Source organism: Algoriphagus sp. NF, assembly GCF_028823735.1.
GTDB lineage: Bacteria > Bacteroidota > Bacteroidia > Cytophagales > Cyclobacteriaceae > Algoriphagus > Algoriphagus marincola.
The window spans coordinates 1-26,771 of record NZ_JAPEIB010000042.1; the positions used below are offsets into that span (position 1 = coordinate 1).

Annotated in this window: 24 protein-coding genes; 7 read left to right on the forward strand and 17 right to left on the reverse strand. The window is 43.6% G+C overall.

Features of this window, described 5'->3' with window-relative positions; translation table 11 throughout:
• The 3 genes from OU792_RS15930 to asd all read right to left on the reverse strand — a co-directional run.
• On the reverse strand, nucleotides 1-547 hold a 547-nt coding region (locus tag OU792_RS15930), incomplete at its 3' end, for a hypothetical protein (RefSeq protein ID WP_274670693.1).
• 284 nt (nucleotides 548-831) lie between these two features.
• Nucleotides 832-1,275, reverse strand: a complete 444-nt coding sequence (locus OU792_RS15935; protein ID WP_274670694.1) for a hypothetical protein — start codon at nucleotides 1,273-1,275, stop codon at nucleotides 832-834.
• A gap of 1,523 nt (nucleotides 1,276-2,798) precedes the next feature.
• Nucleotides 2,799-3,680, reverse strand: coding sequence for an archaetidylserine decarboxylase (asd, locus tag OU792_RS15940; RefSeq protein WP_274670695.1), 882 nt, complete (start codon nucleotides 3,678-3,680; stop codon nucleotides 2,799-2,801).
• 955 nt (nucleotides 3,681-4,635) lie between these two features.
• Between asd and OU792_RS15945 the strand changes: the two genes are divergently transcribed.
• Nucleotides 4,636-6,072 carry an NADP-dependent isocitrate dehydrogenase gene (locus OU792_RS15945; protein ID WP_274670696.1) on the forward strand — a complete coding sequence of 479 codons (1,437 nt, stop codon included), beginning with the start codon at nucleotides 4,636-4,638 and terminating at the stop codon, nucleotides 6,070-6,072.
• 82 nt (nucleotides 6,073-6,154) lie between these two features.
• On the forward strand, nucleotides 6,155-7,939 hold the full coding sequence (locus OU792_RS15950; protein WP_274670697.1) for an arylsulfatase: 1,785 nt from the start codon (nucleotides 6,155-6,157) through the stop codon (nucleotides 7,937-7,939).
• 133 nt (nucleotides 7,940-8,072) lie between these two features.
• On the opposite strand, the gene fumC is transcribed toward OU792_RS15950, so the two are convergent.
• Both fumC and OU792_RS15960 read right to left on the reverse strand, forming a co-directional pair.
• A complete protein-coding gene (gene fumC / locus OU792_RS15955; protein ID WP_024284058.1) occupies nucleotides 8,073-9,473 on the reverse strand; it encodes a class II fumarate hydratase in 1,401 nt (466 codons plus the stop codon).
• A gap of 78 nt (nucleotides 9,474-9,551) precedes the next feature.
• Nucleotides 9,552-10,040, reverse strand: coding sequence for a hypothetical protein (locus tag OU792_RS15960; protein ID WP_051260934.1), 489 nt, complete (start codon nucleotides 10,038-10,040; stop codon nucleotides 9,552-9,554).
• A gap of 66 nt (nucleotides 10,041-10,106) precedes the next feature.
• Here OU792_RS15960 and OU792_RS15965 point away from each other — a divergent pair, with 66 nt between their 5' ends.
• A complete protein-coding gene (locus OU792_RS15965; protein ID WP_134203109.1) occupies nucleotides 10,107-10,556 on the forward strand; it encodes a DUF2867 domain-containing protein in 450 nt (149 codons plus the stop codon).
• 5 nt (nucleotides 10,557-10,561) lie between these two features.
• Here the strand turns inward: OU792_RS15965 and OU792_RS15970 are convergent, their stop codons facing one another.
• The 5 genes from OU792_RS15970 to OU792_RS15990 form a co-directional block, all read right to left on the reverse strand.
• Nucleotides 10,562-10,945, reverse strand: a complete 384-nt coding sequence (locus tag OU792_RS15970; RefSeq protein WP_134203110.1) for a RidA family protein — start codon at nucleotides 10,943-10,945, stop codon at nucleotides 10,562-10,564.
• Between the two features lie 583 nt (nucleotides 10,946-11,528).
• Complete coding sequence (locus OU792_RS15975; protein WP_274670698.1) at nucleotides 11,529-12,350, reverse strand: TPM domain-containing protein; 822 nt, start codon at nucleotides 12,348-12,350, stop codon at nucleotides 11,529-11,531.
• Nucleotides 12,328-12,765 carry a TPM domain-containing protein gene (locus OU792_RS15980; protein ID WP_026948076.1) on the reverse strand — a complete coding sequence of 146 codons (438 nt, stop codon included), beginning with the start codon at nucleotides 12,763-12,765 and terminating at the stop codon, nucleotides 12,328-12,330. Before OU792_RS15980 ends, OU792_RS15975 begins: the two co-directional genes overlap by 23 nt.
• Nucleotides 12,766-12,774: 9 nt before the next feature.
• Complete coding sequence (locus OU792_RS15985) at nucleotides 12,775-13,365, reverse strand: LemA family protein (RefSeq protein WP_024284051.1); 591 nt, start codon at nucleotides 13,363-13,365, stop codon at nucleotides 12,775-12,777.
• 164 nt (nucleotides 13,366-13,529) lie between these two features.
• Entirely contained in the window at nucleotides 13,530-14,780 is a 1,251-nt protein-coding gene (locus tag OU792_RS15990) for an aspartyl protease family protein (RefSeq protein WP_134203111.1), read from the reverse strand.
• Nucleotides 14,781-14,976: 196 nt separating this feature from the next.
• Here OU792_RS15990 and OU792_RS15995 point away from each other — a divergent pair, with 196 nt between their 5' ends.
• Nucleotides 14,977-15,453: a Fur family transcriptional regulator gene (locus OU792_RS15995; protein ID WP_026948074.1), complete on the forward strand. Its 477-nt coding sequence runs from the start codon at nucleotides 14,977-14,979 to the stop codon at nucleotides 15,451-15,453.
• Here the strand turns inward: OU792_RS15995 and OU792_RS16000 are convergent.
• Together OU792_RS16000 and OU792_RS16005 are read right to left on the reverse strand one after the other, a co-directional pair.
• Nucleotides 15,450-15,884, reverse strand: a complete 435-nt coding sequence (locus tag OU792_RS16000; protein WP_274670699.1) for an SRPBCC family protein — start codon at nucleotides 15,882-15,884, stop codon at nucleotides 15,450-15,452. The genes OU792_RS15995 and OU792_RS16000 overlap by 4 nt on opposite strands.
• Nucleotides 15,881-16,495 (reverse strand): cytochrome c oxidase subunit 3, encoded by a 615-nt coding sequence (locus tag OU792_RS16005; RefSeq protein WP_274670700.1) that lies wholly within the window; start codon nucleotides 16,493-16,495, stop codon nucleotides 15,881-15,883. The genes OU792_RS16000 and OU792_RS16005 overlap by 4 nt, the downstream gene beginning before the upstream one ends.
• A gap of 109 nt (nucleotides 16,496-16,604) precedes the next feature.
• Here OU792_RS16005 and mfd point away from each other — a divergent pair, with 109 nt between their 5' ends.
• Both mfd and gldJ read left to right on the forward strand, forming a co-directional pair.
• A complete protein-coding gene (gene mfd / locus OU792_RS16010; protein ID WP_134203113.1) occupies nucleotides 16,605-19,958 on the forward strand; it encodes a transcription-repair coupling factor in 3,354 nt (1,117 codons plus the stop codon).
• Between the two features lie 176 nt (nucleotides 19,959-20,134).
• Nucleotides 20,135-21,358, forward strand: coding sequence for a gliding motility lipoprotein GldJ (gene gldJ / locus OU792_RS16015; protein ID WP_134203114.1), 1,224 nt, complete (start codon nucleotides 20,135-20,137; stop codon nucleotides 21,356-21,358).
• 78 nt (nucleotides 21,359-21,436) lie between these two features.
• On the opposite strand, the gene OU792_RS16020 is transcribed toward gldJ, so the two are convergent.
• The 4 genes from OU792_RS16020 to OU792_RS16035 are packed head-to-tail and all read right to left on the reverse strand — an operon-like array spanning nucleotide 21,437 to nucleotide 25,191.
• Nucleotides 21,437-21,859, reverse strand: a complete 423-nt coding sequence (locus OU792_RS16020; RefSeq protein WP_026948069.1) for an organic hydroperoxide resistance protein — start codon at nucleotides 21,857-21,859, stop codon at nucleotides 21,437-21,439.
• A 6-nt stretch (nucleotides 21,860-21,865) separates the two neighbouring features.
• Nucleotides 21,866-22,291, reverse strand: coding sequence for a MarR family winged helix-turn-helix transcriptional regulator (locus OU792_RS16025; protein WP_035484451.1), 426 nt, complete (start codon nucleotides 22,289-22,291; stop codon nucleotides 21,866-21,868).
• A gap of 39 nt (nucleotides 22,292-22,330) precedes the next feature.
• Nucleotides 22,331-23,875 carry an amidase gene (locus OU792_RS16030; RefSeq protein WP_134203115.1) on the reverse strand — a complete coding sequence of 515 codons (1,545 nt, stop codon included), beginning with the start codon at nucleotides 23,873-23,875 and terminating at the stop codon, nucleotides 22,331-22,333.
• A gap of 23 nt (nucleotides 23,876-23,898) precedes the next feature.
• Nucleotides 23,899-25,191 (reverse strand): Gfo/Idh/MocA family protein, encoded by a 1,293-nt coding sequence (locus OU792_RS16035; protein WP_274670701.1) that lies wholly within the window; start codon nucleotides 25,189-25,191, stop codon nucleotides 23,899-23,901.
• A gap of 160 nt (nucleotides 25,192-25,351) precedes the next feature.
• Here OU792_RS16035 and OU792_RS16040 point away from each other — a divergent pair, with 160 nt between their 5' ends.
• Nucleotides 25,352-26,284 (forward strand): hydrogen peroxide-inducible genes activator, encoded by a 933-nt coding sequence (locus OU792_RS16040; RefSeq protein WP_274670702.1) that lies wholly within the window; start codon nucleotides 25,352-25,354, stop codon nucleotides 26,282-26,284.
• A 1-nt stretch (nucleotide 26,285) separates the two neighbouring features.
• On the opposite strand, the gene OU792_RS16045 is transcribed toward OU792_RS16040, so the two are convergent.
• On the reverse strand, nucleotides 26,286-26,762 hold the full coding sequence (locus OU792_RS16045; RefSeq protein ID WP_274670703.1) for a copper resistance protein NlpE: 477 nt from the start codon (nucleotides 26,760-26,762) through the stop codon (nucleotides 26,286-26,288).
• Nucleotides 26,763-26,771: the final 9 nt, after the last annotated feature.

Here is a 26,771-nt window from a genome sequence, read left to right on the forward strand (position 1 = left end):
AATTCGCTGCACTTTCTTCCTTTTTCTTCTTTAAGGCTGGAATTAATTTGTCTAAGAATGATAGGTAAGGTCCAAAGTTTTCACGCCGAGGCATATCCGCTTTTTGGCGAAAAATAGGTTCTGAAGGGTATTTAACCTTTCTAAGTTCTTTGGATAAATCTCGCATAGGGTTAGGAGTCTTGTACTCTCTATAGTCTTTTAGGACTTCCCAGTTTACTGTATCGTCAATTTCTAGAGTATCAAGCAAGATGTTGGAGATTGCTTCTTGTTGTTCTTCAGCTTCTCTAGTTCTTTCATCAGCTAGATTTTGATTATTCTCTTTTTCTTCTTGTGCCTTATTGCGAAGAATGATTTTGTGCCATTGTTCATCCCATTTTACAAACTGGGCTTCGACCTTTTTTGCCAGGATATATTCGTCCAGATCTTTTAATACACGATAACTTCCAAGTCCAGAGTGTTTAATTTCTGCGACATACCTAGTATCATAGCTTCTTGTGTATTCCGTGTACTCGTCTATTTCGTGCAGCTCAGAATAATCGTAACTCATTTGATTTCTGTTTTTTTCAATACTCAATTAAAGCATTTCAAACTAAGAATCTATACCATAAACAGGGTAATTTTTGATTTTTTGTGGAGAAAATTGGGAGGTTTTAAGAGGAATCTTGGAAAATGGAGGGATTTATAAAGGACGATTGAAGCTAAACCATGCAGTATTCACAGGGGAAAGTCCAGCGTCTGGAGACGCAGAACAGCGGAGGAAACGTTCAGTGTCAGGAGACGCAGGACAAAGGAGAGGTCTAACCTCCCTAGTTTTTGAGCAAAGCTTTTTAATTAAAGCCTTTTCGCAGAATCTATTTTTGAATGAATGCCATTAAAATATTCGATGTATCCGGTAAGGTCATCATCAATCCAACTAAGTAATTCATAAATCTCATTTATAATGTCGTGTGCGTTTGAAAAGTCAACACGATGGGCATTGAAACAAATGGGTTCATTATGATAGATTCTGTTTCGAAATTCTCGGATTTTATTCAGCTTTTTATTTATCACCCTTCTGTTTGCGTGGGCAGGTTTCAGTGGAAAGGCCTGTAAAGGTGATCCACCAATTAGTTTAAAGTGATGGGTGTCAAGAAGACTAGTCCAAAAACCAAAGGACTGTTCAGCAATTACTTTTCCTGAAGTCACCACACTTCCCTTTCTTCTAATGGCCCTTTCTGCCTTCTGAATACTCTTCTTCAAAAAGAATTGGGAAGGAGCTAAGCTAGCGTTACTCATAAATCCTGTCTTCTCTGAAATAATCCAATTAGGATTGGAAAAATGATTTGAAACGTGATAATTAACTGAGTTTCTAAGAAAGATTTCAAAAAGATTAAGTATCGGGTAAAAAGCCTGTGATACTCGCAGATTTACTCGGTACAACTTTTGTCCTTTTATCCTTGAATTTCCAGTTGCAAGAAGGAACCGTTGGAGCCTTGGTTGTGATAGATAATATTCAAGCTTTGAGTATCTCACTCTTTTGTTTTAAAAAATTAAAAGTTATCTTTGTAATGTAATGCTTGATCAAGCCTCTTCTCTTCGGAGAACGTAATCAAGTTTAAGATTTACAAGAGCTCTCATTCGAGAGCTCTTTTCTTTTTGCCTACAAACATATTTTTACCTTCTAGCTACCAAAATGGAATTTCTGGTCCATCCCATTCTGATAGCTTTGAAAAACCCTCCCCTTCGCTCTTCTCAAAGAAAAGCATTTCAAACTAAGAATCTATACCATAAACAGGGTAATTTTTGATTTTTTGGGGTGGAAATTGGGAGATTTTAAGAGGAATCTTGAAAAATTGAGGGATTTATAAAGGATGCGCTATTCGAGTTTTGTAATCTCGAATCCAATATCGTAGGATTTTCAATCCGGGAATTTCGGTTGTGCTGCATTCTCGAAGGCGACATTTGAAATCTGCCTATTTTTTGGAAGATCGGTCATGCCTGTCTGTGTGATCAGGCAGGCCTACGGCAATTGGCATTCTATGTGTCTAATTGGGAAAATATTTCATTCTATTTCAGCTCGCTTGCGAGCTATATTTCCATCGTATTTCTTTTTTAATTCGTCTCCGTCTTGCTGGCATCTTATTTCCGTTTCCAAATCAAAGAAAAAGGGCCAGCGCTGGTTTATGTATATCTTTTTGCCCAGCATTTCGCTCATCGTTCCTCTTCGCTCATACTGGGCTGATACATTTCGCACTTTCAGCGCTTTCTATCGGATAATATCTCCTCTCTTGGCGTAAGGTCTCCCTCACCACTAGCGCAAGTCTCATGATTTACCTACCTCTGGGAGATTTACCTAACTGTGGTAGGTTTACCTACCTCTGGTAGGCTTGTGCTTCAATCAATGCAGTCTACTGACTTTTTATACCTAAAAAAGTTAGGAGTCTACCTTTCAATTGGGATATTTCAATTTATTTCAGCTCGCTTGCGAGCTATATTTCTACCGTATTTCTCAGCTTGTTTTGTTTTCTCTTACTGGCTGGGATATTTTTTTCGATAAGTAGACTCGACTTTGTGTGTTTTCAGGAAATATATTTCAATTTATTTCAGCCCGCCTGCGGGCTATATTTCTACCGTATTTCTCAGCTTGTTTCGTTTTCTCTTACTGGCTGGGATATTTCTTTCGATAAGTAGACTCGACTTTGTGTGTTTTCAGGAAATATATTTCAATTTATTTCTTTCAGCCCGCCTGCGGGCCATATTTCTACCGTATTTCTTTTTCAATACGCTTGCGGGCTACATTTCCACTGTATTTCCAATATTTATTCACTGGCGATTTTTTCACCCATTCTGACAGCGGTTTCGAAATGATTTCGGGTGTTTTCGATCAGGTCTTGATCGAAGGTAAACTTCCCTGAATCAAAAAGCAGCACAATCGTCGAACCTCCAAAAGCGAAATAACCCATTTCCTCGCCTTTTTGCACGGGTGAGTCAGGCGTAAAAGTGGAGTTTAAACTCCCGACCATAGTCGCTCCTACCGGGATGATCAGCATCTCGCCTTTTCCTGCAGTTTTTAATCGGCAGATTTCCCGTTTATTCTTGGTGAATACCTTGGTAAACTTTTTCTCCAAACTGATCGGAGAGACGGAGTAATAATCCCTTCCGATTTCATGACAAGGAGAAGGGATGCCTGGGTAAGGAAAATGATAGCGATGGTAATCATTTGGTGCTAAGCGCAAAATGGCCATAGCCGCATCTTGGTATTCCTCGGCCAACTTTTCATCCTCCAAAAACTGCTCTAGAGTAAATCGTTCTCCCTTGACAAAAAAGGAATTCACTTCGGATGCCTTTTCGAAAACCAGAAGCTTTCCATCTCCTGGAGAAACCAGCCCTTCTTCTATTTTGCGAGCACCGGGTTTGAGTTTGCGGTAGAAAAAATCATTGAAGGAGGTGAATTCATCAATCTGCTTTTCGGACTCGCTCATGTCGATATTCAGCGAGCGAACAAAAGGTTCGATCCGGCTTACCGAGCTGGGGCTGTCCATTTTTTTACCGTACCAGTCCGAGATAAACTTCCGCTTGGCAATGGGCAGGACGAGCGCTTCCCCCACGGGATTTCCATAAAGAAATCGCAGAAGGTCCTCCCCGGGTGGCCTTTCGGTTACCAGTTCCTTGGTGGCTCTATTGATGAATTGGATCTCCATTTTACAGGTTTATGCATGGTCTTTTGAGGCTCAGGCAAGACATCTAAAGTTTTGCCGGCTCTTGATCAAATGCCTGGTACAAAATAAAGGTTCAAAGATGAATAATTGGTCTGAAATGATAGAAAAATACTTTATGCCACCATCAGGCCGCTATTCGAGATTTAGATTGGCGCAAGTCGACGCTATTCGAGATTTGCAATCTCGAATCCAATATCGTTGGATTTTCAATCCAGAAATTTCGGTTTTGCTGCTTTCTCGAAGGCGACATTTGAAATCTGCCTATTTTTTGGAAGATCGGTCATGCCTGTCTGTCCGATCAGGCAGGCCTACGGCAATTGGCATTCTATGCGTTTAAATGGGAAAATATTTCAATTTAATTCAGCTCGCTTGCGAGCTATATTTCCACTGTATTTCTTTTTTATATCGTCTCCGTCTTGCTGGCATCTTATTTCCGTTTCCAAATCAAAGAAAAAGGGCCAGCACTGGTTTATGTATATCTTTTTGCCCAGCATTTCGCTCATCGTTCCTCTTCGCTCATACTGGGCTGATACATTTCGCACTTTCAGCGCTTTCTATCGGATAATATCTCCTCTCTTGGCGTAAGGTCTCCCTCACCACCAGCGCAAGTCTCATGATTTACCTACCTCTGGTAGATTTACCTAACTGTGGTAGGCTTGTGCTTCAATCAATGCAGTCTCCTGACTTTTTATACCTAAAAGATTTACGAGTCTACCTTTCAATTGGGATATTTCAATTTATTTCAGCTCGCTTGCGAGCTATATTTCCACCGTATTTCTTTTTCAATGAGCTTGCGAGCTATATTTCAATTGTATTTCCATCTCCCTAGGATTTTAAATCTGCCCACCTTACAATTTGACCATTGGACTTAATAAATCGCAGATTTTCAAGTATATTGATTTTCTAATTTATAGCTGGTAACAAAAAACAAAGACTTATGACAAGAATAACTGTAGCCAAGGGCGATGGTATTGGACCTGAGATCATGGATGCCACGCTGATGATTATCAAAGCAGCGGGTGCCCAACTTGAAATTGATGAAATTGAGGTAGGGGAAAAGGTTTACCTAGCCGGAAATACCGCAGGTATCTCGGATGAGGCCTGGGAAACTATTCGTAGAAATAAGATTTTTCTGAAAGCGCCAATCACCACCCCTCAGGGAGGCGGTTATAAGAGTTTGAATGTTACTACCCGAAAGACGCTCGGACTTTTTGCAAATGTGAGACCTTGTAAGAGTTTACACCCATTTATCTCCACCAAGCACCCAAATATGGATTTGGTGATCATCCGTGAAAATGAGGAGGATCTCTATGCTGGAATCGAGCATCAGCAGACCGATGAGGTGGTGCAGTGTCTGAAGCTTATCAGCCGTCCAGGTTGTGAAAAAATTGTCACTTATGCCTTTGAATATGCCCGAAAATACGGTCGCAAGAAGGTCACCTGCTTTACCAAAGATAATATCATGAAGCAGACCGATGGTTTGTTTCACAAAGTATTTGACGAGATCGCTGCGAAGTATCCTGAGATAGAAAACGAGCACTGGATCATTGATATCGGGGCAGCTAAAATGGCTGATACGCCGGAGGCTTTTGATGTGATCGTGATGCCGAATCTATATGGGGACGTACTTTCAGATGTAGCAGCACAGATTACCGGTTCGGTGGGTTTGGCAGGTTCCTCCAATATCGGTCATGATCATGCGATGTTTGAAGCGATCCACGGTTCAGCCCCTCGTAGAGCTGGTCAAAACCTAGCCAATCCATCCGGTCTTTTGCAGGGAGCTATTTTGATGCTGCAGCATATCGGTCAGTCTGAGATTGCCGAGAAGGTGCAAAATGCCTGGTTGAAGACCATGGAAGATGGGATTCATACCTATGATATCTTCAAGGAGGGTGTCAGCACTCAAAAGGTGGGAACCAAAGAGTTTGCTGAGGCAGTCATTGCCAATCTTGGCCAAGTGCCCAAAACCCTGAAGAAAGTTGAATTGAAGAATAGCGGTTTGATCAATATTCCCCGTCACGTCAGAGCGCCACGAGCCAAAAAGGAACTGGTTGGGGTGGATGTTTTTGTGCATTGGGAAGGTACAGATCCAAAGAAAATTGCTGAGGAGCTACAGAAAATGAACAATGATAATTTGAAGCTATCCATGATCACCAACCGAGGTGTGAAGGTATGGCCTCAGGGATTCGAGGAAACTTTCTGTACCGATCACTGGCGATGCCGATACAGTGCTGTCGAAGGTGCTACTCCATCCAAAAAGGATATTTTGGAAGTCCTCTCCAAAGCGGAGGAAGTTGGGGTAGATACTATCAAAACAGAAAACCTTTACCTTTTTGATGGCGTCAGAGGCTATTCATTAGGACAAGGACAATAAACCTACTGTAGGAAATTAGTTGAAGGGCCTTTCCCAAAACGGAAAGGCTCTTTTTGCTTTTGTCGAATAATCACAAATTGAAATGAGGTTTAGATTAGTATTTCCGGTCCTTTTTTTTACGCTGATCCTGGCATCTTGTAAATCAGATGAGATTGATCAAAGCGAAGGAAGATCCAAGCCCAATATCATCCTGATAATGACAGATGACCAAGGCTGGGGGGATCTTGGGATCAATGGAAACCCTGATCTCAACACCCCAAATATCGATCACTTGACAAGTAATGGGGCGAGATTTGATCGGTTTTTTGTAAGCCCGGTTTGTTCGCCCACCCGGGCAGAGTTGCTTACGGGCAGGTATGCCGTACGTGGAGGCGTTTACTCTACTTCTTCAGGTGGAGAGCGGTTGGATCTGGATGAGACTACGATTGCTGAAGTTTTCAAGCAAGCGGGGTATCGGACGGCAGCTTATGGCAAATGGCACAATGGGATGCAGCCACCCTACCATCCCAACGCTAGGGGTTTTGATGATTTTTACGGTTTTTGCTCGGGTCATTGGGGGGATTATTTCAGCCCCATGCTGGAAAGAAATAATGAAATTGTAGAAGGAGAAGGCTTTTTGGTGGATGATTTGACAGAAAAGGGCCTGTCATTTATCGAAGCCAATAAGGATCAACCTTTTTTCCTTTACCTGCCCTACAATACCCCTCACAGCCCCATGCAAGTCCCAGATGAATGGTGGAGTAAATATGAAAATAAGGCACTCGATAGTATGTATCAAGATCCCGAAATGCAGGATATGGATTTTACTCGTGCTGCCTATGCGATGTGTGAGAATATTGACTGGAATGTGGGAAGGCTTATGACAAAATTGGAGGACTTAGGCATGCTGGAAAATACCATTGTCCTCTACCTATCTGATAATGGACCCAATGGTTGGCGCTGGAATGGCGGGATGCGTGGAAGGAAAGGGTCCACTGATGAGGGAGGGGTACGGTCGCCGCTTGCCATCCAATGGAAAGGACAAATCGAAGCAGGGACCATTATTCCCCAGATTGCCTTTACTCCAGATCTCTTACCTACCTTGGCTGATTTGGCAGGCATTCCGCTTGAAACCAATAAAGCCCTAGACGGGAAAAACTTAAAACCATTATTGCTGAAGGAAGAAGGAGAATGGCCCGAAAGGCTATTAGTCAGTCATTGGGGAAATCAAACCAGTGTGCGGAGTCAGGACTTTCGCCTCGATCATGAAGATCGACTCTATCATATTCCCAGTGATCCCGGGCAGCAGGTGGATGTGTCGGAAGCCTATGAGGCCATCAAGGATAAGTTACTCGCCAAAAAGAAAGACTGGATCGCTTCGGTCTTGGTGGAGCTGCCGGAGAATGATACCCGTACTTTTACGGTCGGACATCCCGATTTTGCCAACACTCAAATTCCGGCCCGTGATGGGCAAGCTCATGGCAATATCCAACGATCCAATCGATGGCCCAATGACTCATTTTTTACCAACTGGACTAGTACTGAGGATAAAATCACCTGGAAAGTGGAGGTGTTGGAAGCAGGAAAATATGAGGTGGAAATCTACTATACCTGTGCTGAAGAAAATATGGCTCCCATGATGCGCTTAAGTTTGGGAAATGCATCCCTAAGTGTGCCTGTGGATTTGCCTCACGATCCGCCATTGGAAGGAATGGAATATGACCGAGTACCCAGAGGAGAGTCGTATGTGAAAGATTTCCGGCCATTCACTCTTGGGACCATTGATTTGGAAAAAGGCAAAGGAACACTTACGCTGGAAGCCACCCAAATTCCCGGAAATCAGGCTATTGATTTTAGGTTGATGACCCTGCGTAGATTGGAGGAATGAGAACGAAAAAAGCCCTTCCAGTCATGGAAAGGCTTTATTGGACTCCTCTTCATTGGGGATTTAGGAGTTTCAAGCGAAGTTTTGAATGACGGTTTCCCTTCTCCACTTCCTACTTCACGCTTCCCACTTCCTTCTACTTCAAACTACCAATCATATCCTCAGGCTTCACCCACTCGTCAAACTGCTCGGAAGTCAATAGTCCTAAAGCAATAGCCGCTTCCCGTAGGCTAGTACCTTCTTTGTGGGCTTTTTTAGCAATGGCTGCGGCATTTTCATAGCCGATATGAGGATTCAAAGCGGTTACGAGCATCAAGGAATTTTCCAAGTGACGCTGAATCATCGGAGTATTTGGTTCGATTCCGATAGCACAATTATCATTGAAGGAAACGCAGGCATCTCCGATCAATCGTGCTGACTGAAGGAAATTAGCTGCGATCATTGGCTTGAATACATTGAGTTCGAAATGACCATTGGATCCACCGATGGAGATGGCTACGTCGTTGCCCATTACCTGAGCGGCCACCATAGTCAGCGCTTCTACCTGCGTTGGGTTGACTTTTCCTGGCATGATGGAAGATCCAGGCTCATTTTCCGGAATCAAAATTTCACCGATTCCTGATCTAGGGCCGGAGGAAAGCATACGAATGTCATTAGCGATTTTCATCAGGGATACCGCCAATTGCTTAAGTGCTCCATGTGCTTCGACCATACCATCATGGGCGGCCAAAGCCTCAAATTTGTTTGGAGCAGTTACAAAAGGCTGACCGGAGAATTCAGCGATTTTCTTCGCAACTAGTTCTGCATAGCCTTTCGGCGTATTCAGTCCTGTTCCTACGGCAGTTCCTCCCAATGCCAATTCAGAAAGATGGCTTAGCGTATTTTTCAAAGCTCGCAATCCATGATCCAATTGGGCTACATATCCGCTGAACTCCTGTCCCAATGTAAGTGGAGTAGCATCCATGAAGTGGGTACGACCGATTTTTACCACATCCTTAAATGCCTTGGCTTTTGCATCCAGGGTATCGCGAAGCTTTTGTACCCCTGGAATGGTGGTTTCCACGACCATCTTGTAAGCAGCGATGTGCATGGCCGTTGGATAGGTATCATTGGATGACTGCGACTTGTTTACATCGTCGTTTGGATGGATTTTTTTCTTTTCATCCTCCAGCGAACCGCCGAGCAGTACATGTGCACGGTAGGCGATCACCTCATTCGAGTTCATGTTGGATTGGGTGCCCGATCCGGTTTGCCAAACGACTAGCGGGAATTGATCATCGAGTTTTCCTTCCAATATTTCATCACATACCTGAGAAATAGCATCTGCTCGATCCTGCGCCAACACACCTAGTTCAGCATTGGTTTGGGCTGCAGCCTTTTTTAGGATGGCAAAAGCACGGATAATTTCAATTGGCATGCGGTTTTTCTCCCCGCCGATTTTGAAGTTATTGATGGACCGTTGGGTCTGCGCTCCCCAGTACTTATCTGCAGGAACCTCTACCGGGCCCATGGTATCTTTCTCGATTCGGATGCTCATGATCTATGGTTTATTGTGTTGTGAATTTTACGCTGCTAAATTAATCGCTAATGGGCTTTTTCCCTACCGCTTGTGGATTTAATCCTTGATTTGCAGGTTGATTAATTCGTGAAAATCTTCACGCGAGTTTCTTACCTGCCGGTGAAAGAAAAATAAAGCCAAAGCATAATTCAAACCCGCCAGCCCCAAACAAATGCTTCCATTCAGGACGTTGGTCTCCAGTCCAAAATAATAGGCTGAAAATCCAATCAGAATGAAGCTCCAAAACAGGACAAAAAAGAGGGCTCCTGGGAATAGCTTGTATCGAAGAAAGAGGATGGATCCACGAGGTGTATCTTCGACCTCTCCAAGAATGAGCGGAAGGAAAGTATTGCTTCGTTGAATTACCTTGGAGATGCGGAAGGTGTTTTTCCCCACGATTCCATTGAAAGCGATGTGCTTTGGTTTTAGGTAATTGCTCTTGTCCAAAAAATTGACCTCCAAAGTCTTTTTCGAAATATGCTCCATCACCTCATCCTTGGAGTAGGAACTGACAAGCGTTTCGCTGAAAAAGGGAATGAGGTTCATACTTTCTTAACTATCAGATAGAACTTAGGTTATAAAATTAAGGGTTCTCTTCAAAATTCCGTCAAAATGGACAGTGGTAATAAAATACAAGAAGTGATGCACTTTCCGTTCCAAGCCTCTCGGGAAGCAGTTCAAGCCAAGCTTTGGCGGATCGGAGGGGAATCCGGCTGGTATTTTTTGACTGGGCTTTGGAAGTTTCGTGGGCTGATCGATGGGATGTTTGGAGGAGTGGGCTTTCGTAAAGGCAGGCCTCACCCAAACAGACTGGAGGTTGGAGATCCCTTGGACTTTTGGCGAGTACGGGAAGTCGATGAGAAAAGTGGAAGATTGCTGCTCGAGGCAGAAATGAAATTGCCGGGAAAAGTCTTGCTCGAATGGAGTCTAGATGCCGATCAACTGCGGCAAACGATTACTTTTTTACCAAAAAATAAATGGGGGAAAGTATACTGGTACATCGTTCTTCCCATCCACAAATTGATTTTTTGGGGAATGGGAAGAGCGATTGCCAAGGGTTAACAAATTCAGTGCTTTACCGCAATACAGGAAATTTCTACGTTGACATTTTTCGGCAGTTTGCTGACTTCTACCGTTTCCCGCGCGGGTGGATTGGTTTTGAAGTATTGTCCGTAGGCATCATTGATTGTAGCGAAATCATCCATGGATTTGATAAAAATGCTGCACTTCACTACATCTGAAAAGCCAAAGCCTGCCGCCCGGAGTACAGCCTCTAGGTTTTTCATGACGGCGTGAGTTTCCTCGGTAATATTTTCATTGATCAGTTCGCCGTTTTCAGCATCCAAGGGAATTTGGCCAGAGACGTAAAGTGTATTCCCTGCCAAAACTGCCTGTGAATAAGGACCAATGGGAGCGGGCGCCTCAGCCGTGAAGATGATTCGATTTGCCATAAGGATTTTAGATTTATCTATTTATGAAATATGAGTTATGAAGTACGAAATACGAGCGAAAGAGCTTTAAGAAGTACGCAATACGAAATACGGGCAGCAGAGTAAATTTTGAAGTGGAAAATAGAGTTTTGTACTCAATCACCTTTCAACCTTCCAACCTAAAACCAAAGCATTTCTCCTATCGATAGCGCCAATTTTCCAATTTTTTAATTTTCCAATCATCCCCTCAACCTTTCCACCTGATTTATGAAGTGACCGTCTTTGCGAGGGCTCTGAGTTAATATTTTTTAAATATCGAATGATGAACGCTGAATATCGAATGATGAAGATAGGCCAAAGATTTTCGAGATACGGAATACGAAATACGGGCAGCAAAGTAAATCTTGAAGTGGAAAATAGAGCTTTGTACTCAATTACCTTTCAACCTTCCAACCTAAAACCAAAGCATTTCTCCTATCGATAGCGCCAATTTTCCAATTTTTCAATTTTTCAATTTTCCAATCATCCCCTCAACCTTTCCACTTCCCTCTTCCAACTTCCCCCTTCCTTCTTCCCTCTTCCAACTCCCTACTCCCTACTCACCTCACCAACTTCCACCGGCACCGCCGCCACCAAAGCTTCCTCCGCCAAATCCGCCGAAGCCTCCGCCTCCGCCACCACCGAAGCCGCCAAATCCTCCTCCTCCTTTAGAGAAGTCACCGAATTTTCCGTCTCCGCTGCCTTTTAGCAGATTGGCCAGCATGATGGTCGTCCAGAGGTCTACGCCTCCACCACGTCCGCCCATGTGATTGTCATTGTCGCGACGGTTTCGGATCAATGGGATGATTACAAAAATGATGATAAAGAAAAGCAGAACGAATATTCCTCCTCCTTCATTGCCGTTATCCATCACTTGCTCTGCCTCGTATTCTCCGGAAGCCAATTTGAAGATCATATCCGTGGCCTGATCCAGCCCGGCAAAGTAGTTCTCCATCTTGAAGTTAGGGATAATCAGGTTGCTGACGATCCGTTTTGCCAAGGCATCAGGAACTGCCCCTTCAAGCCCATATCCGGTAGCGATAAAGACTTTCCGGTCATCCATCGCCGCCAAAATCAACAGTCCGTTGTCATTTTCAGCTCCTCCGATTCCCCATTGATCGCCAAGTTGAAAAGCATAATCGGAAATATCGTAAGGACCCACAGAGCGGATCATGACTATGGCAATCTGAGATGAGGTGCTGTCGTTGTAAGCGACTAGTTTACGCTCCAACTGCGCTACTTCAGCGCTGCTGAGTGTTTGTGTAAAATCATTGACCAAACGAGGAGGATTGGGAGCAGGAGGGAAATCCTGCCCGATCAAAAAGCCTGGAATGAGAAGAAATAAAATAAATATGGGGAGGCTCTTAGGAGCCAAAAGAAATTTCATCCGGTAGTTCGTTTTCGTCATCATCCCCTTGGTGGGGGAAGTGTGCAGCCAGTTCTTTTCCGGCCATCAATATGCCGTCGATCAGTCCTTGGGTAAATTTTTGCTCTCGAAAGAGTGCAGCCATGTGGTCTTTGATCTTTTCCCAAAAGTCATCAGGGACAACAGCATTGATTCCACCATCACCAAGAATGGCAAATTTATGATCCAATACAGCCAAGTAGAAAAGCACCCCATTCCGCTCTTTGGTTTGGTGCATTTTCAAAGTCTCAAATACCTCCGCTGCCCGATCTAGGACATCTATTCGGCAATGGTTTTCAATATGGACCTGTATTTCACCGGAGGTGTTGTTTTCTGCCTCTTGGATGGCCGCTATGATAGTTTTGCGATCTTCTGCTGAAAAGAGTTTTTCTGGCATTCCTAAATCTTAAAATTGGACGCTAGGTGCATTTTCAGCTCCTTCGGAAGCCTGGAAAGTCCCTTTGGTCTCAAATCCGTACCAGCCCGCAAAGATATTGTTGGGGAATACCCGCAAGTTTTGATTGTAGGCAACCACCTCTTGGTTGAAGTTTCTTCGGGCTACAGCGATCCGGTTTTCAGTACCTTCCAATTGCGCCTGTAGCTCTAGGAAGTTTTGGTTGGCTTTCAGATCTGGATAGCGCTCCACAGTCACCAAAAGTCGGCTGAGAGCACCGGAAAGTTGATCTTGAGCTTGTTGAAATTGCTGAAGATTTTCAGGGCTTAGATTATTTGCATCCACATTGATGGAAGTTGCTTTGGCGCGTGCCTCAATGACACCCGTTAGGGTTTCTTGCTCAAAGTCTGCATAACCTTTGACCGTATTGACCAAGTTTGGAATCAGGTCAGCACGTCGCTGGTATTGGGTTTCTACTTCAGCCCATTGTCCGTTGACTTGTTCTTCAGTAGTCACGAAACTGTTATAGGTTCCGACTGCTTTGGTATAGATAAAAATTCCCAAAACACCCAGAATCGCAATCGGGATTAATAGTTTTTTCATGTGTTTATAATTTGTTTTTCAGTTGCCACATGGAATCTCGCGTGCCTTACAATCATCCCAGCGTGTGCCGCTTTCGACATGCTCGATTTCATAGTATCATTAAGTTTTGAAATTGCTAGGTTTTATTTCCAAAAGTAACCAAAATTTTCACCTTCGAAAATCACTTAAATTTGTTTTCTAAGCTCAATGCGATACGTGAAATCTTCATAATTGGTTAGCGTATCGTCGAAATATCTCCTCACTTCAAATTCAATCACCTTTCCCTCTTCCTCGCGAAGAAGCTTCACGACTTCTGCAAGTTCCCAGATGATCACAGGGATTTTATTGATGCTCAGCACTTCATCGAAAGGTAAAATCCCCGCTTCCTCAGCCGGAGAGCCTTTTCTTACCGTACCGATGTAGAAGCGCTTTTTGTCCGTAGGCACTTTCTTGACAGTCAGTCCGCTCATGTCGTATTCGTAGGGTACATAAAATGTGTCCCCTTTCTTGAATAATGCCCGCTCTCTAGGATAGTCTAAAATGATTCGCATTCTCCCAAGGATTTCTGAGCCCAGACTTCCCAATCTTCCGGATTCCTGAATGATGTAGCTGAAGGCCGTTTCTTCAGGATATGAAGTCATGACATCACGCTGAGTAAGATGGTTGATCTTTACCCAATCTACTCGTGCGATATTTCCATAGAGTGTACCTCCCAGGCTTTGTCCCAGCTCCGTTTCTAGATTGAGATCTGGAATCTCGATTTTTTCCGATGTCTCCTGATTGAGTAAAAGGCCATGATTTGCACCGGTATCGATCAGCAGTTTGGCATCAAGGACCTCTCCATTTCGCTGCTTGACCTTGGCACTGATGTATGGCTTGCTGGATTGGATACTTAGCTCTTTTTTGGTGTAAAAAGGCGGACGCCATTTCATTGCTCCTTCTCGAAAAAATTCAATCCGCTCATCGTCGTAGTTTATTTTGACGGGATTGAATTTGAAAAATTCATAGCCAATAATCCCATAAATCGGTACCCCCACCACGGATTCCAATTCCAAAAAATCCTCTTCCAACACCAATAGACTTTGTGCTATTCCTTCGATGGGCCCCAAATCCAAATAATTGACTGGGGAGACCTGGGCCATTATTTGCTCGGACCCATCTGCGCCCATCAGATTCAGTCGCCGCGTGTATTTCAGTCCCATCGCATCTCCAAGGTCTTTACTGAACAAAATATTGGACCGTACCCCTGTGTCAATGAGGAAATTCACGGGATAGGCCCCATTGATGGAGACGGGTACGATGATCAGGCTATTGGAAGCGTAAAAAGGTAAAATCACCCGTCTTTTGTCCTCTTTCATGAAAAAACCAGGAATCTGCGACTGCGCTTCCCAGGCAATGGAATAAATCAAAATGAACAGAAAGAGAAATCTTTTCATTTATCTTGGGTCGGGTGGTTTTATAAGTTAGTATTTTAATTTTAATCGGTTTCAACCTAATAACGAATAATCCCCCGTGCTTTGTTCGGCTTTTCAATCCTTAATTAGACTGAACCCAAATTAAGTCAAAGCGCAAGTAGACATTTGTCAAAAAAAACCTAAACCCGCATCTTTAATTTTTAGATCCTACCAAAAGATGGCAGATACAGCGCTGATAGAAAAAGCTAAGAAGATATTTGAAAATTTCTTGAGTAAGCAGGGAAGCAGAAAGACTCCGGAGCGATTTTCTGTAATTGATGAGCTATACCTCCTTCCCGAGGATGAGCATATCGATGTGGAGGGACTTTTCCTGAAAATGCGAAATAAGGGCTATACCATTAGCCGAGCCACTATTTATAATACTTTGGATCTTCTTGTCGAAAGCGGGTTGGCTGTTAAGCATCAGTTTAAAGATAAGGTAGCGCTCTACGAACAAGCACTTACTTACAAGCATCATGATCATCATGTGTGCAATCAATGCCGTAAAATCAGGGAATTTTCTGACCCCAAGATCAACGAGATTAAGGAGATCATCGGCAAGGAATTTCAATCAGGTATCACTTCACACTCTTTGGTGCTGTATGGCGATTGCCAGATTGAAAACTGTCAAAACCTGAATGCCATCGAACTCTAGGCAAAGATATTTTTATAGATCGGTTTTCGATACATAAACTGTCCCCAAAGTGCCGGATAGAGTAGCCAAGTCATAATCTTAAACGGAGCTTCGTATTCGATCTCATCCCGTATGATGCTTTGATTCCCTTTTTTGATGATTCGGTGTTTATGCGTCCATTTTTTTAGGAAAAAAGGTAATTCTGTGCCCTCATCCACGAAAAAGAATTCCTTTTCATTCGTTTGATCTTCTGTAATTAAGCTGGTCCACTTCTGCTTGAAGAGTAAAAAATTCAGTTCTAATGAAACCACATCCCCTTTTTTGGAACCGTCAAATTTGATCAATTTGACTGGTGGAAATGGGGGACTCAGGCGGGTGAATAGCTTTTCGTCAAAGCCTTCTTTGACTTTCAAATAGTCTTGTTTGACGGGAGTTTCAATGATGAGATTCATAGGCTAACAGCGAATAAGAGAAATAAAATCAGCCAAATCCCGTCCATAAATTGCCAGTAAACGGTAAAAAGCCGAAGACGCATTTTTTCGAAAGGATTGGTGAAAAGAATGAGACGCTTCACCTCATCATTTTTCCGATTTCGGAGTTGAGCCCATAGAATTAAAGCGAAAATCATAGCGCCCAACAAGTGAAAAATGTGAATTCCCGATAGCACATATAAAAAGCTCCCACTAGGAATTCCTTGAAAATCTATGCCCATGGATTGTAATTCCTTCCAACCAGTGATCTGTAGGCCGGTGAAAAGCAAACCTAGAAGCAAAGTGATTCCCAAGGCTCGGATTACTTTTTCGGCATTTTCTTCCTGAAAATAAATTCGAATTCTTGTAGCTGTGTAGCCGCTACTGACCAGTAAAAAGGTTGAAATCAGGAATGAGACCGGGATCTTTTTGTTCATTCCACCCAATTGATCCAAACCTGAAAAAAGAAAGGCAACAGTCAAGAAGAGGAAAATCAGTCCGCTACCAAACATTCCCAGATACAAGAGTGTCTCGTAGGGATGCATGTCTTCAATGCGCTGGAACCAAGTTTTATTGTCAGAAGTAACACTCATCGCTTGCAAAACAATTTAAACGGGCTTAGGTTCATGAAATATCGTTTTTGAGAGCCGAAAAAAATGAAAACGGCTAACTTGCGTCCCCAAACCAATATCCCCTTACACCTTGGATAGAGACTCCTTCCTTTCGATTTATCACGGAGATCCATTTTTGAGACAGTTTAGTGAAAAGCTGGCCCATGCTGAGCAGGCTAATTTTCAACTTAGAGGCCTGTCTGGCAGTCTGGATATGGTGGTATTTACTACCATCTTTCAGCGATTGGGTGGCTTTCACCTGATCATCGCCCAAGACAAGGAGGAGGCCGCCTACCTGAATACAGATCTTCAGAATCTTTTGGGAAGAGAAGATTTTCCAATTTTCCCTTCCAGCTTCAAAAAACCCTATCAGTATGAGGAGGTGGATAACGCAAATGTCCTTTTGCGATCAGAGATTTTGAGTCGCGTTTTGGAGGGGCAAGAAAAGGATGAAATCATCATCACCTATCCAGAGGCGCTTTATGAAAAAGTTATCAACAAGCGCTCCCTCAAAGAGAATACATTTCAGGCAAAAGTAGGAGAACAGGTGGATATGGAATTTGTGGCAGAATTGCTCCATAGCTACGATTTTGAGCGGACTGACTTTGTCTATGAGCCTGGGCAATTTGCAATTCGCGGAGGGATTTTGGATGTCTTTTCATTCTCCAATGAGCACCCTTACCGCTTGGAGCTTTTTGGGAAGGAAATCGAAAGCATCCGAACCTTTGATCCTGAATCTCAACTCTCGATCGACTCAGTGGATCAATTGTCCCTGATACCGAATACGCAGACAAAATTGCTTCAAGAGGTACGACAGTCATTTTTGGGCTTTTTACCTGAGAAGGCAAACCTTTGGATCAAAGACTATCAGCTAACTGCAGATGTAATGACCGAATGCTTCCACCGGGCGGAGATGGCTTTCGATCAAATTTTGGCCAAAACCAACCAGACCAAGACCGTCCTGAAGCCTGAAGATCTTTTTGAAAAGGGGGAGGATTTTATCAAGCAGGTCAAAACCTTTAAAGTGATCGAGTTTGGGAAGCAATTTTATCTGAAAAACTCCGAGAAACTGTCATGGGACTCCAAGCCCCAGCCTTCATTTAATAAGAATTTTGACCTTTTGGTAGAGACCCTGGCGGAAAATGAAAAGCAAGGCCTTACCAATTTGATCACCGGTGAAAATTCTAAGCAAATCGACCGACTCATGGGGATTTTTGCCGAGTTGGATCCTACACTTCAGGTTCAAACCTTGATTTTGGGCCTTCGGGAAGGATTTGAAGACCGTCAAAACAAACTGATTTGCTACACCGATCATCAGCTTTTTGAGAGATTTCACCGATACCGCTCACGCAAAAAAGCCAGCAAGTCAAAGGCACTTACCTTAAAAGAATTGAAAGCACTTCACCCCGGGGATTATGTGGTCCACGTGGATTATGGAGTAGGGCGATTTGCCGGTTTGGAAAAAGTAGAGGTAGGAGGCAAAATGCAGGAGGCAGTTCGACTGGTTTTCCGGGATGATGATCTGCTTTATGTGAATATTCACTCCCTGCATAAGATTTCGAAGTATTCAGGTCAGGAGGGACAGGCTCCTTCCATGTCCAAGCTCGGTTCGCCGGAATGGGAAAACAAGAAGAAACGTGCCAAAAAGCAAGTTAAGGATATTGCCAAGGACTTAATTGCCCTGTATGCCAAAAGGCGATCAGCGCCTGGATTTGCCTTTTCGAGAGATGCCGTGATGCAGGTGGAGTTGGAGAGTAGCTTTATCTATGAAGATACCCCAGATCAGGCTTTGGCTACCGCGGATGTCAAGACCGATATGGAGAAAAGCTATCCCATGGACCGCTTAGTCTGCGGGGATGTAGGTTTTGGTAAAACTGAGGTGGCGATCCGCGCTGCATTTAAGGCTGTGAATGATGGGAAGCAGGTAGCCGTGCTCGTGCCTACCACGATTTTGGCCATGCAGCATTTTCATACCTTCAAAGATCGGCTTTCGGGTTTTCCGGTGACGGTAGATTACATCAACCGCTTCCGTACTGCCAAGGAGACCAAAATAGTCATAGAGGAAGTCAAATCAGGGAAAATTGACATTCTTATCGGCACGCATAAAATTGTCAATAAGAATTTGGTTTTCAAGGATTTGGGATTACTCATCATTGATGAGGAGCAGAAGTTTGGGGTGCGGGTGAAAGACCAGCTGAAAAACCTCCGAGTAAATGTCGATGTGTTGACATTGACAGCCACTCCCATCCCAAGAACCTTGCATTTTTCTCTGATGGGGGCGAGGGACTTATCGGTGATTTCTACGCCGCCGCCAAACAGGCAGCCGGTGACGACCGAGGTTCATTCATTTCAGGAGGAAATCATCCGAGATGCGGTGGCCTATGAGTTGCGAAGAGGAGGCCAGGTCTTTTTTGTGCATAATCGGGTTGGGGAGATTGACTCCATCGCCAATTTGATCAAAAAGCTGGTTCCTGATGCGAGAGTGGTGGGAGCTCATGGTCAGATGGATGGCAAAAAGCTGGAGAAAATCATGGTTGACTTTATCGATCATGAGTACGATGTGCTGATCTCCACCAATATTATTGAGTCCGGCTTGGATATCCCCAATGCCAATACCATCATCATCAACCGAGCCCACATGTTTGGACTGAGTGATCTGCATCAAATGCGCGGAAGGGTAGGAAGAAGCAATAAAAAGGCCTTTTGCTACTTGCTGACAACGCCGATGTCAGGTTTGACTCCGGAATCCAGAAAGCGGCTTCAGACATTGGAAGAGTTTTCAGATTTAGGGGATGGCTTCAAGGTGGCGATGCGTGACTTGGATATTCGCGGGGCCGGAAACCTTCTCGGTGCCGAGCAAAGTGGATTTATCACGGATCTGGGCTTTGAGATGTATCACAAAATCCTGGATGAGGCTGTACAGGAGTTGAAGGAAAATGAGTTTGCTGCCCTATTTGAAGTGGATTTGAAAGAAAAGGTCAAAGTGCTGGTTCAGGACTGTACGGTTGAAACAGACTTGGAGCTCCTTATACCTGAAGAGTATGTAGCCAATATCAGCGAGCGTTTGAGTCTGTATTCCAAGCTAGATTCGATCAAGAACGAGGAAGAGCTGGCCCAATTTTCCCAAATGCTGCATGACCGCTTTGGTCCTGTTCCGGATGTGGTGAATGATTTGATGGAAACCGTCCGATTACGATGGAAAGCGGAAAAGTTGGGAATAGAGAAGCTTGTGATGAAAAATGGGCAGATGAAATGCCATTTGCTTCCATCTGATAGAGGGGATTTCTACTCTTCACCTACCTTCTTGAAAATCATGCAATTTGCTCAGTCTAATTCTAAATACTTTAAAATAAAAGAATATAAAAACCGTTTGATACTTACCATTTCGGATGTTTCGAGCATTTCGAAGGGTCAAAAGTGGCTAAAAGAGATGCTAGAAAGCTAATTTTACAAAAATTTAACTGGCATAAATATTGCACTTTCGCACCCAAAATTTGTCGTTTCAGCTCCGATTAGACGCAAAGGCCTTAATTCGAAGACTTTGTACGGATTTGAAAGATTGGAAGTCCTTGGAAAGGGGACTATATTAGCACCCTAAAATTGATTTAAATTTCTATTTATATGCATTTGACTAAAAAACCTTGGGGATTGTGGGCTGCAGCCTTCTTAATTGTAGGAGGATCAGTCTTATCTTCTTGCAACAAAACTCCTGGCTATGGTCGTCGTACGGCAAATAAGCCCGGTAAAAAAAGTGCTACCACAGGCGCTGAGTTTTCATTTGATGAAAATGATACTACTCAGTTCTTTGTAGCAAAAAATGCTGAGCAAATCCCTGGGCCAAACTTGAAATTCATTCAAGGAGGTCGGGCAGTACTAGGCTCTCAAGAAGAAGATGTCATGGCCTTCCGCGACAACTTGGAGCGAACCGTTACTGTGGCAAACTTTTATTTGGATGAAACAGAAATCACGAATAATGATTACCGTGAGTTTCTTTTCGATATGAAGAGCAAGGTCAGTGCAGACTCAATGCAGAAATTGGAGCCTCGTGAAGATGTATGGGGTGGAGCTCTTTCCTTCAATGACATGTATCAGTCCTACTACTTCCGCTTCCCAGGATTTAATTTTTATCCGGTAGCTGGGGTTTCTTGGACTCAGGCAAATGTATATTCCAAGTGGAGAACAGATTATGTGCAGGAGTTGATCAGAAAAGAAAGAGAAATCGATTCTACCTTTACCAAATCTCAATTGATCGAGCGTGGAGTAGCAATGGCTGACTTCCGTCTTCCTTCAGAGGCTGAATGGGAATATGCCGCCAAGGCGATGATCGGGACTCAGTACCTTGATGAGAATCAAGAGTACGGAAGAATTTATCCTTGGGATGGTCGTGGCGTTCGTAATCCTTACAATGTGAAGCGTAAAGGAAAGCAAGGTGATTTCCTAGCTAACTTTAAAAGAGGACGAGGTGACTACGGAGGTATTTCGGGTAACCAAAGAAATGACGGTGAAATTCTACCTACCAACGTGTATGACATGGCTCCAAATGATTTCGGATTGTACCACATGGCTGGTAATATGAATGAGTGGGTGTATGATGTCTACCGTCCATTGACTTACCAAGATGCCGATGACCTTAACCCACTTCGAAAAGATGGGTATGGCGATGAAGAAGAAAACTACGAGGTATCTATGCTTACTGACGAAATGAGAGTCTACAAAGGCGGAAGCTGGAGAGATGTCACTTATTGGTTGGCTCCTGGTACTAGAAGATTTATGCATGAAGATTCTGCTACCAATCATATTGGCTTCAGATGTGCAATGATCTCTATCGGAGAAAGAGGAAAATAAGAAAGAATAATAATAAAATTGAAAAGCCCGCTGAAATTAATTTTCAGCGGGCTTTTTGTATTAATGAATCCAGCGATTTTATTCTACCGCTTTCACATTTACTTCAATATTTCCTCTTGTAGCCTTTGAATAGGGGCATACTTCGTGGGCAGCCTCTACCAATTTTTGAGCATGTTCCAAAGATTCGGCTTGGGGGATTTTGACCTCGATATCCACCGCCAGTCCGAAGCTTCCCGGACCATAGTTTCCTAAATGTACTTTAGCTTTGATCTCGGAGTCCTTAAGGCTTGTTTTTCCAGCTACTGCTCCTAAAGCACCGCCAAAGCAAGATGCGTATGCGGCAGCAAAAAACTGCTCGGGATTGGTTTTTTCTCCATCTCCACCGATTTCCTTTGGCATGGATACATCAAAATCTAATTTTCCATCATCGGTTCGGACATGACCCTTTCTTCCTCCGGTATTGATGGCGACTGCAGTGTAATCAATGTTTAGTTTTTCCATATGTGATTAATCAAGTGATTTTAATTTTGATAACATTCCGGATAATGAACTGTTCAATTTTTCCAATTGAGGATCACTTATCAATTCAATTTCTTCAGAAAAGACTTTCAACAGTTCTTCTACTTTTCCTTGTAAAGTTTTTCCTGGGTAGGTTAGCTCTACTTTTACTTTTCGCTCGTCCTCTTCACTTCGAATTCGTCTAAGGTAGTTTTGGGCCTCTAGTTTTTTCAAAAGTGGAGTCAAGGTACCTGAATCCAATTCTAATTTTTTACCAATTTGATTTACATATTGTCCGTCTTGTTCCCAAAGTACGGCCAAGGTTAAGTATTGGGTGTAGGTAAGCCCAACTTCATCCAGGCTCAATTGGATTTTTTGGATCAACAGTCTTGAGTTGCTATAAAGCAGATAGGCTAAATCAGATATTGGGTTCATGTATTTTCAATTTGACTCAATTTAATTGAAAAAACTTATTTATTCTTTTCTGGGCTCCGATATTTTGGGAGGCTTTCTATGCATTGTACTCTGTTCGTAGGCATAGGTCAGTCTGATCAGTGTAGGCTCGGAATACATTCTTCCCAAAAATTGAAGCCCTGCCGGAAGATTATTGTTGGTAAAGCCCATTGGAACAGTGAATGCAGGTTGCCCGGTATGGGGTGAAATGATCTGACTGTTATCTCCCCGATATTCCTCTTGGAAATGCTCGATTCTTGCTGCTGGATAATTCCAAGAGGGGTAGACTATAGCGTCCAACTGAAGGGAATCCATGACCGATTCAATTGCTTCCCGAAAAGCGATTCTTCGTGGGTCTTCATAGGCATTTCCACAATCCTCTGCTTCCAGTCCCCATCTTCCGGAATTCCCTGCCATCATTTCTAATCGGTCCATGGCAAACTGTGAATTGGAACCAACACGAATGATGTCTTCCAAAGCCTGAATACTGTCATTTTTCACATATTCTGATAAAAAAGCTTCCACGTCTGTTTTGAAAGTCGCGCACCATTGGTTCTGTCTGAGCTCAGAAAAGTTAGGAATGACCACAGGGTCAATCACTTCGGCGCCAAGGCTTTCTAGATCAAGTATGGCCTTTTCAAATAATCCTGAGATTTCTGAATCCATGTCTTCAGCTAGCTCTCGTAGCACTCCGATTCGGGCATTTTCAAGTCCTTTCTTCACCAAAAACTGTTGATAATCTACCTCAGTTTTTCCCTTGGAATACTCAGTCAGGGGATCTTTTGGATCGATCCCTACCATGACTTCCATAACTCGGGTCGCGTCTTCTACCGTGCGGCACATGGGCCCGACTACATCATTCCGAAGGTAAAGAGGTACGATGCCAGCTCTTGAAATTAAGCCCAAAGTGGTGCGGAAACCTACCAAAGCATTATGAGAGGAAGGACCTCTGATGGAATTTCCGGTATCAGTTCCAAGACCTACTGTTCCAAAATTTGCCGCTACAGCTGCTCCCGTTCCGCCACTTGATCCTGCGGGGACATGGTCCAGATTGTAGGGGTTTCGGGTTGTGCCAAAGGTGGAGCTTTCTGAATGCATAGGCGAGAATGCCCATTCGGCCATATTTGATTTTGCCAAAATGATGGCTCCAGCATCGACCAGTTTCGTAATAATGGGGGCATCTTCCTCAGGGATAAAATCCTTAAGAGCAAGTGAACCTGCTGTGGTTGGAAGCCCTCTCGTATTGATATTGTCTTTGACGATAAGAGGAATCCCATGAAGCGGCCGCAGCTTCCCGGTATTTTTCAGCTCTTGATCCAAGGCCTTTGCCTGATTCAAAGCTTCCACATTAATCACAGAGATGGAATTGATGTGCTCATCCAAGCTGTCTATTCTCTCCAAATAGGCTTTGGTCAATTGCTCAGCAGTATAGTTTCCCGAAAGGTAGGCTTCATGGATTTCCGATATGCTCAGCTCTGAGAGTTGGATCGCTTTTTCTTCTTGAGAAGTTTGGCAGCCAAATCCAATTAGAATACCAATTAGGGCGAGAAATAGATTCTTATTCATTCAAATTGATTTAGAAAGCCTCATTAGCTTAGAGAAATTCCATTTTGGTAGGTGTAGTGAAGCTTGGTGTTGGCTTCAAAATCATCGCCAAAGTTTTGAGCGATGGGATCCCAAGAAAGAGGTCTGTTCAATTCCTTGGCCATATTTCCTATGGTGCAAGATGTACAGGTACTATGTCCAATCTCTACCGGAACAATCGGGTCTTTACGCCGCTGAATGGATTCGATGAAATCAATGTAGTGCTGAGTGTAATTGAAGTTTTCATCCTTTTTCTCTAGGCTGATTTCTGAAAGTGAGCTCTCAAAATTTCCTCTTGAAACCTTAATCCAGCCTTTTTCTCCAATGAATTTGACACCCTGTCTTCCTTCGTCAAAAGAGGTAATCTTCATAGGAATTCCATTTTCAAATCTATAAGTAAGTGGATTTTCACCCATAGGTGGAATCACCTCAACTGGCCCATTTCGGTCTTGATTGAGTCCCCATTGTGCCACATCAATCATATGTGCACCCCAGTCTGTCATGAGTCCTCCCCCCGTTTCCTTAAACCAGCGCCAAGCTGCCCAAAGTTTTTCGTTTTCTACGGGATCAAGTGAAATAGGAGGGTTGAGATTTGGGTGATAGGGTAATTCGGGTAAGGGTCCTAGCCATGCTTGCCAATCCAAACCTGCTGGGACGGCCTCTGGATTGAGATCGAATGGCTTGGGAAAGGGATTTTCACCCACATGGACCAGCACTTCCTTGATGTCGCCAATGCTTCCTTTTTGCACATGTGCTGCGGCAGTTTGGAAATTGACTGCCGAGCGCTGCATGCTACCCACTGCCAATACTGTCCCATTTTGCCTCACTGCTTTGACCAATTGCTGTCCTTCATACACAGTGAAAGTCAAAGGTTTTTCCAGATAAATATCCTTTTTGGCCCGACAGGCATCAATGGCCATTTTGGCATGCCAGTGGTCAGGAGAGGCAATCACGACGGCATCCACTTCATTACTCGCCAAAAGATCCCGGTAGTCTTCATATACTTTTAAGCTCAAAGCCTGAGTTCCGCGGGCAGCGTAAGCCGCTTTTACCCGCTCTTCAAATCGTGTCCTTTTCACTTCATAAACATCAGCACCCGCCGTAACTTCTACTTCCGGTAACTGCATAAATCGATTAAGGAGCCCCATGGCTTGACGACCAACTCCAATGAATCCCAAGCGAACGGTCTTTTGGAAGTTGTATCGTTTGGTTTTTGCAAATGAAAAGCCTGGTGCAAAACTGAGACCTGCTCCAGCCAAGGCACTGGTCAGGAAGAATTTTCTTCTGGAAATAGCCATAAGTTTAGGTTTAAAGGGTTATTGATTTGGAATTTAATCAATCCCATTATAAAATCCTGTTCTTTTTGACAAAAGGCGATCCATGAACAAGGATTTCAAATCCTAGTTTTGATTGAACTCTTTGGACTTTTTCTAACTTAGAATATCATATTTTGACCTTATGACTATACAGCAACTCGAATACCTGATAGCAGTGGACAAGCATCGGCACTTTGGACAGGCCGCTGAGTCCTGTTTTGTGACGCAACCCACGCTAAGCGCCCAGTTGAGCAAATTGGAGCGGGAGTTGGAAGTGATTCTCTTTGACCGGAGCAAAATGCCGGTAATTCCGACAGAAATCGGGGTACAGATTATTGCTCAAGCCAAAAGAGTGGTATCAGAAAGTAAGGGCATTTATGAATTAGTCGCTCAGCTAAAAGGCGATATTTCCGGTACTATCAAACTGGGTATCATTCCTACGCTTGCGCCTTATTTGCTTCATTTATTTGTAAGAGGTTTCCTGGAAAAATATCCCAACGTGAAGCTCGAGGTACAGGAGATGGTGACTGAGGAGGTCGTTCGTCAACTGAAAAACGATGAACTGGATCTGGGAATCATCGTGACACCTCTGGATGAGAATGGCATCGTGGAAAAGCCGATGTTTTACGAGAAGTTTTACGCCTACCTGTCCAAGGACCATCCTTTGCTGGAGAAGAAAGAAATTACTGCTTCCGAGATCAAATCAAATGATCTCTGGGTGCTGCAGCAGGGGCACTGTTTTCGTGATCAGGTGATAAATTTTTGCGATCAGACAGCCAGCGGACCAGAAAACTTTCACTATGAGAGTGGGTCACTAGAGGGCCTTCGAAATATGGTCAACCGATACAAAGGAGTTACCCTTCTTCCTGAATTGGCGACACATGATCTTTCACCGGAGGAAAAAAGTAGATTGAGACCATTCAAAGGCCAATCCCCAACTCGAGAGGTCAGTATTATCCTGAATAGAAGCTTCTTGAAGCAAAAATTGGTTGAACTCCTTTACCGGGAAATAACAGAGGCCATCCCGCATGAGATGACCTCCAAAGCCCATGGCAAAATAGTCCGCTTCAAATAAGTTACTGCTTCGTAAGGATATACTTATCTGCTAAGTCTCCTTCGATTCGATTGCCATCCATATCCAAGTGCCAGATGCGGTTTTCACCAACCTTATACTTGCCGGGAGCTCCTTCAAGACCCGAAAGTGTAATCATGGAGCCGGTCTCATCCCATTGGAAAGTGCCCTCAATTTCATTGATTTCAGTTTCTTTCCCTAAGTAGGTGGTCTTGTAAGTGTAGGTTCCATCGTAATTGATGCTGAGTTCGGTGGCGATACCCTCACAATCTGCACAGGGTAGGGTGCCCACATAGGTTCCTTCCCAATCCAGCCCATTCATGGAGTTGTCTCCTGGAGTAGGATTCATAGGGACTTCGATGGTTTCGGGAAAATCCTCTGATACTGTTTTAGTAATTTCCTCTGTTTCCGTTGTTTTTTCTTTTTGGCAGGAGGAAAGTGCAAAAATCAGGAGAAAGGCATAAAGGCTAAACTTCTTCATTTCAATTGG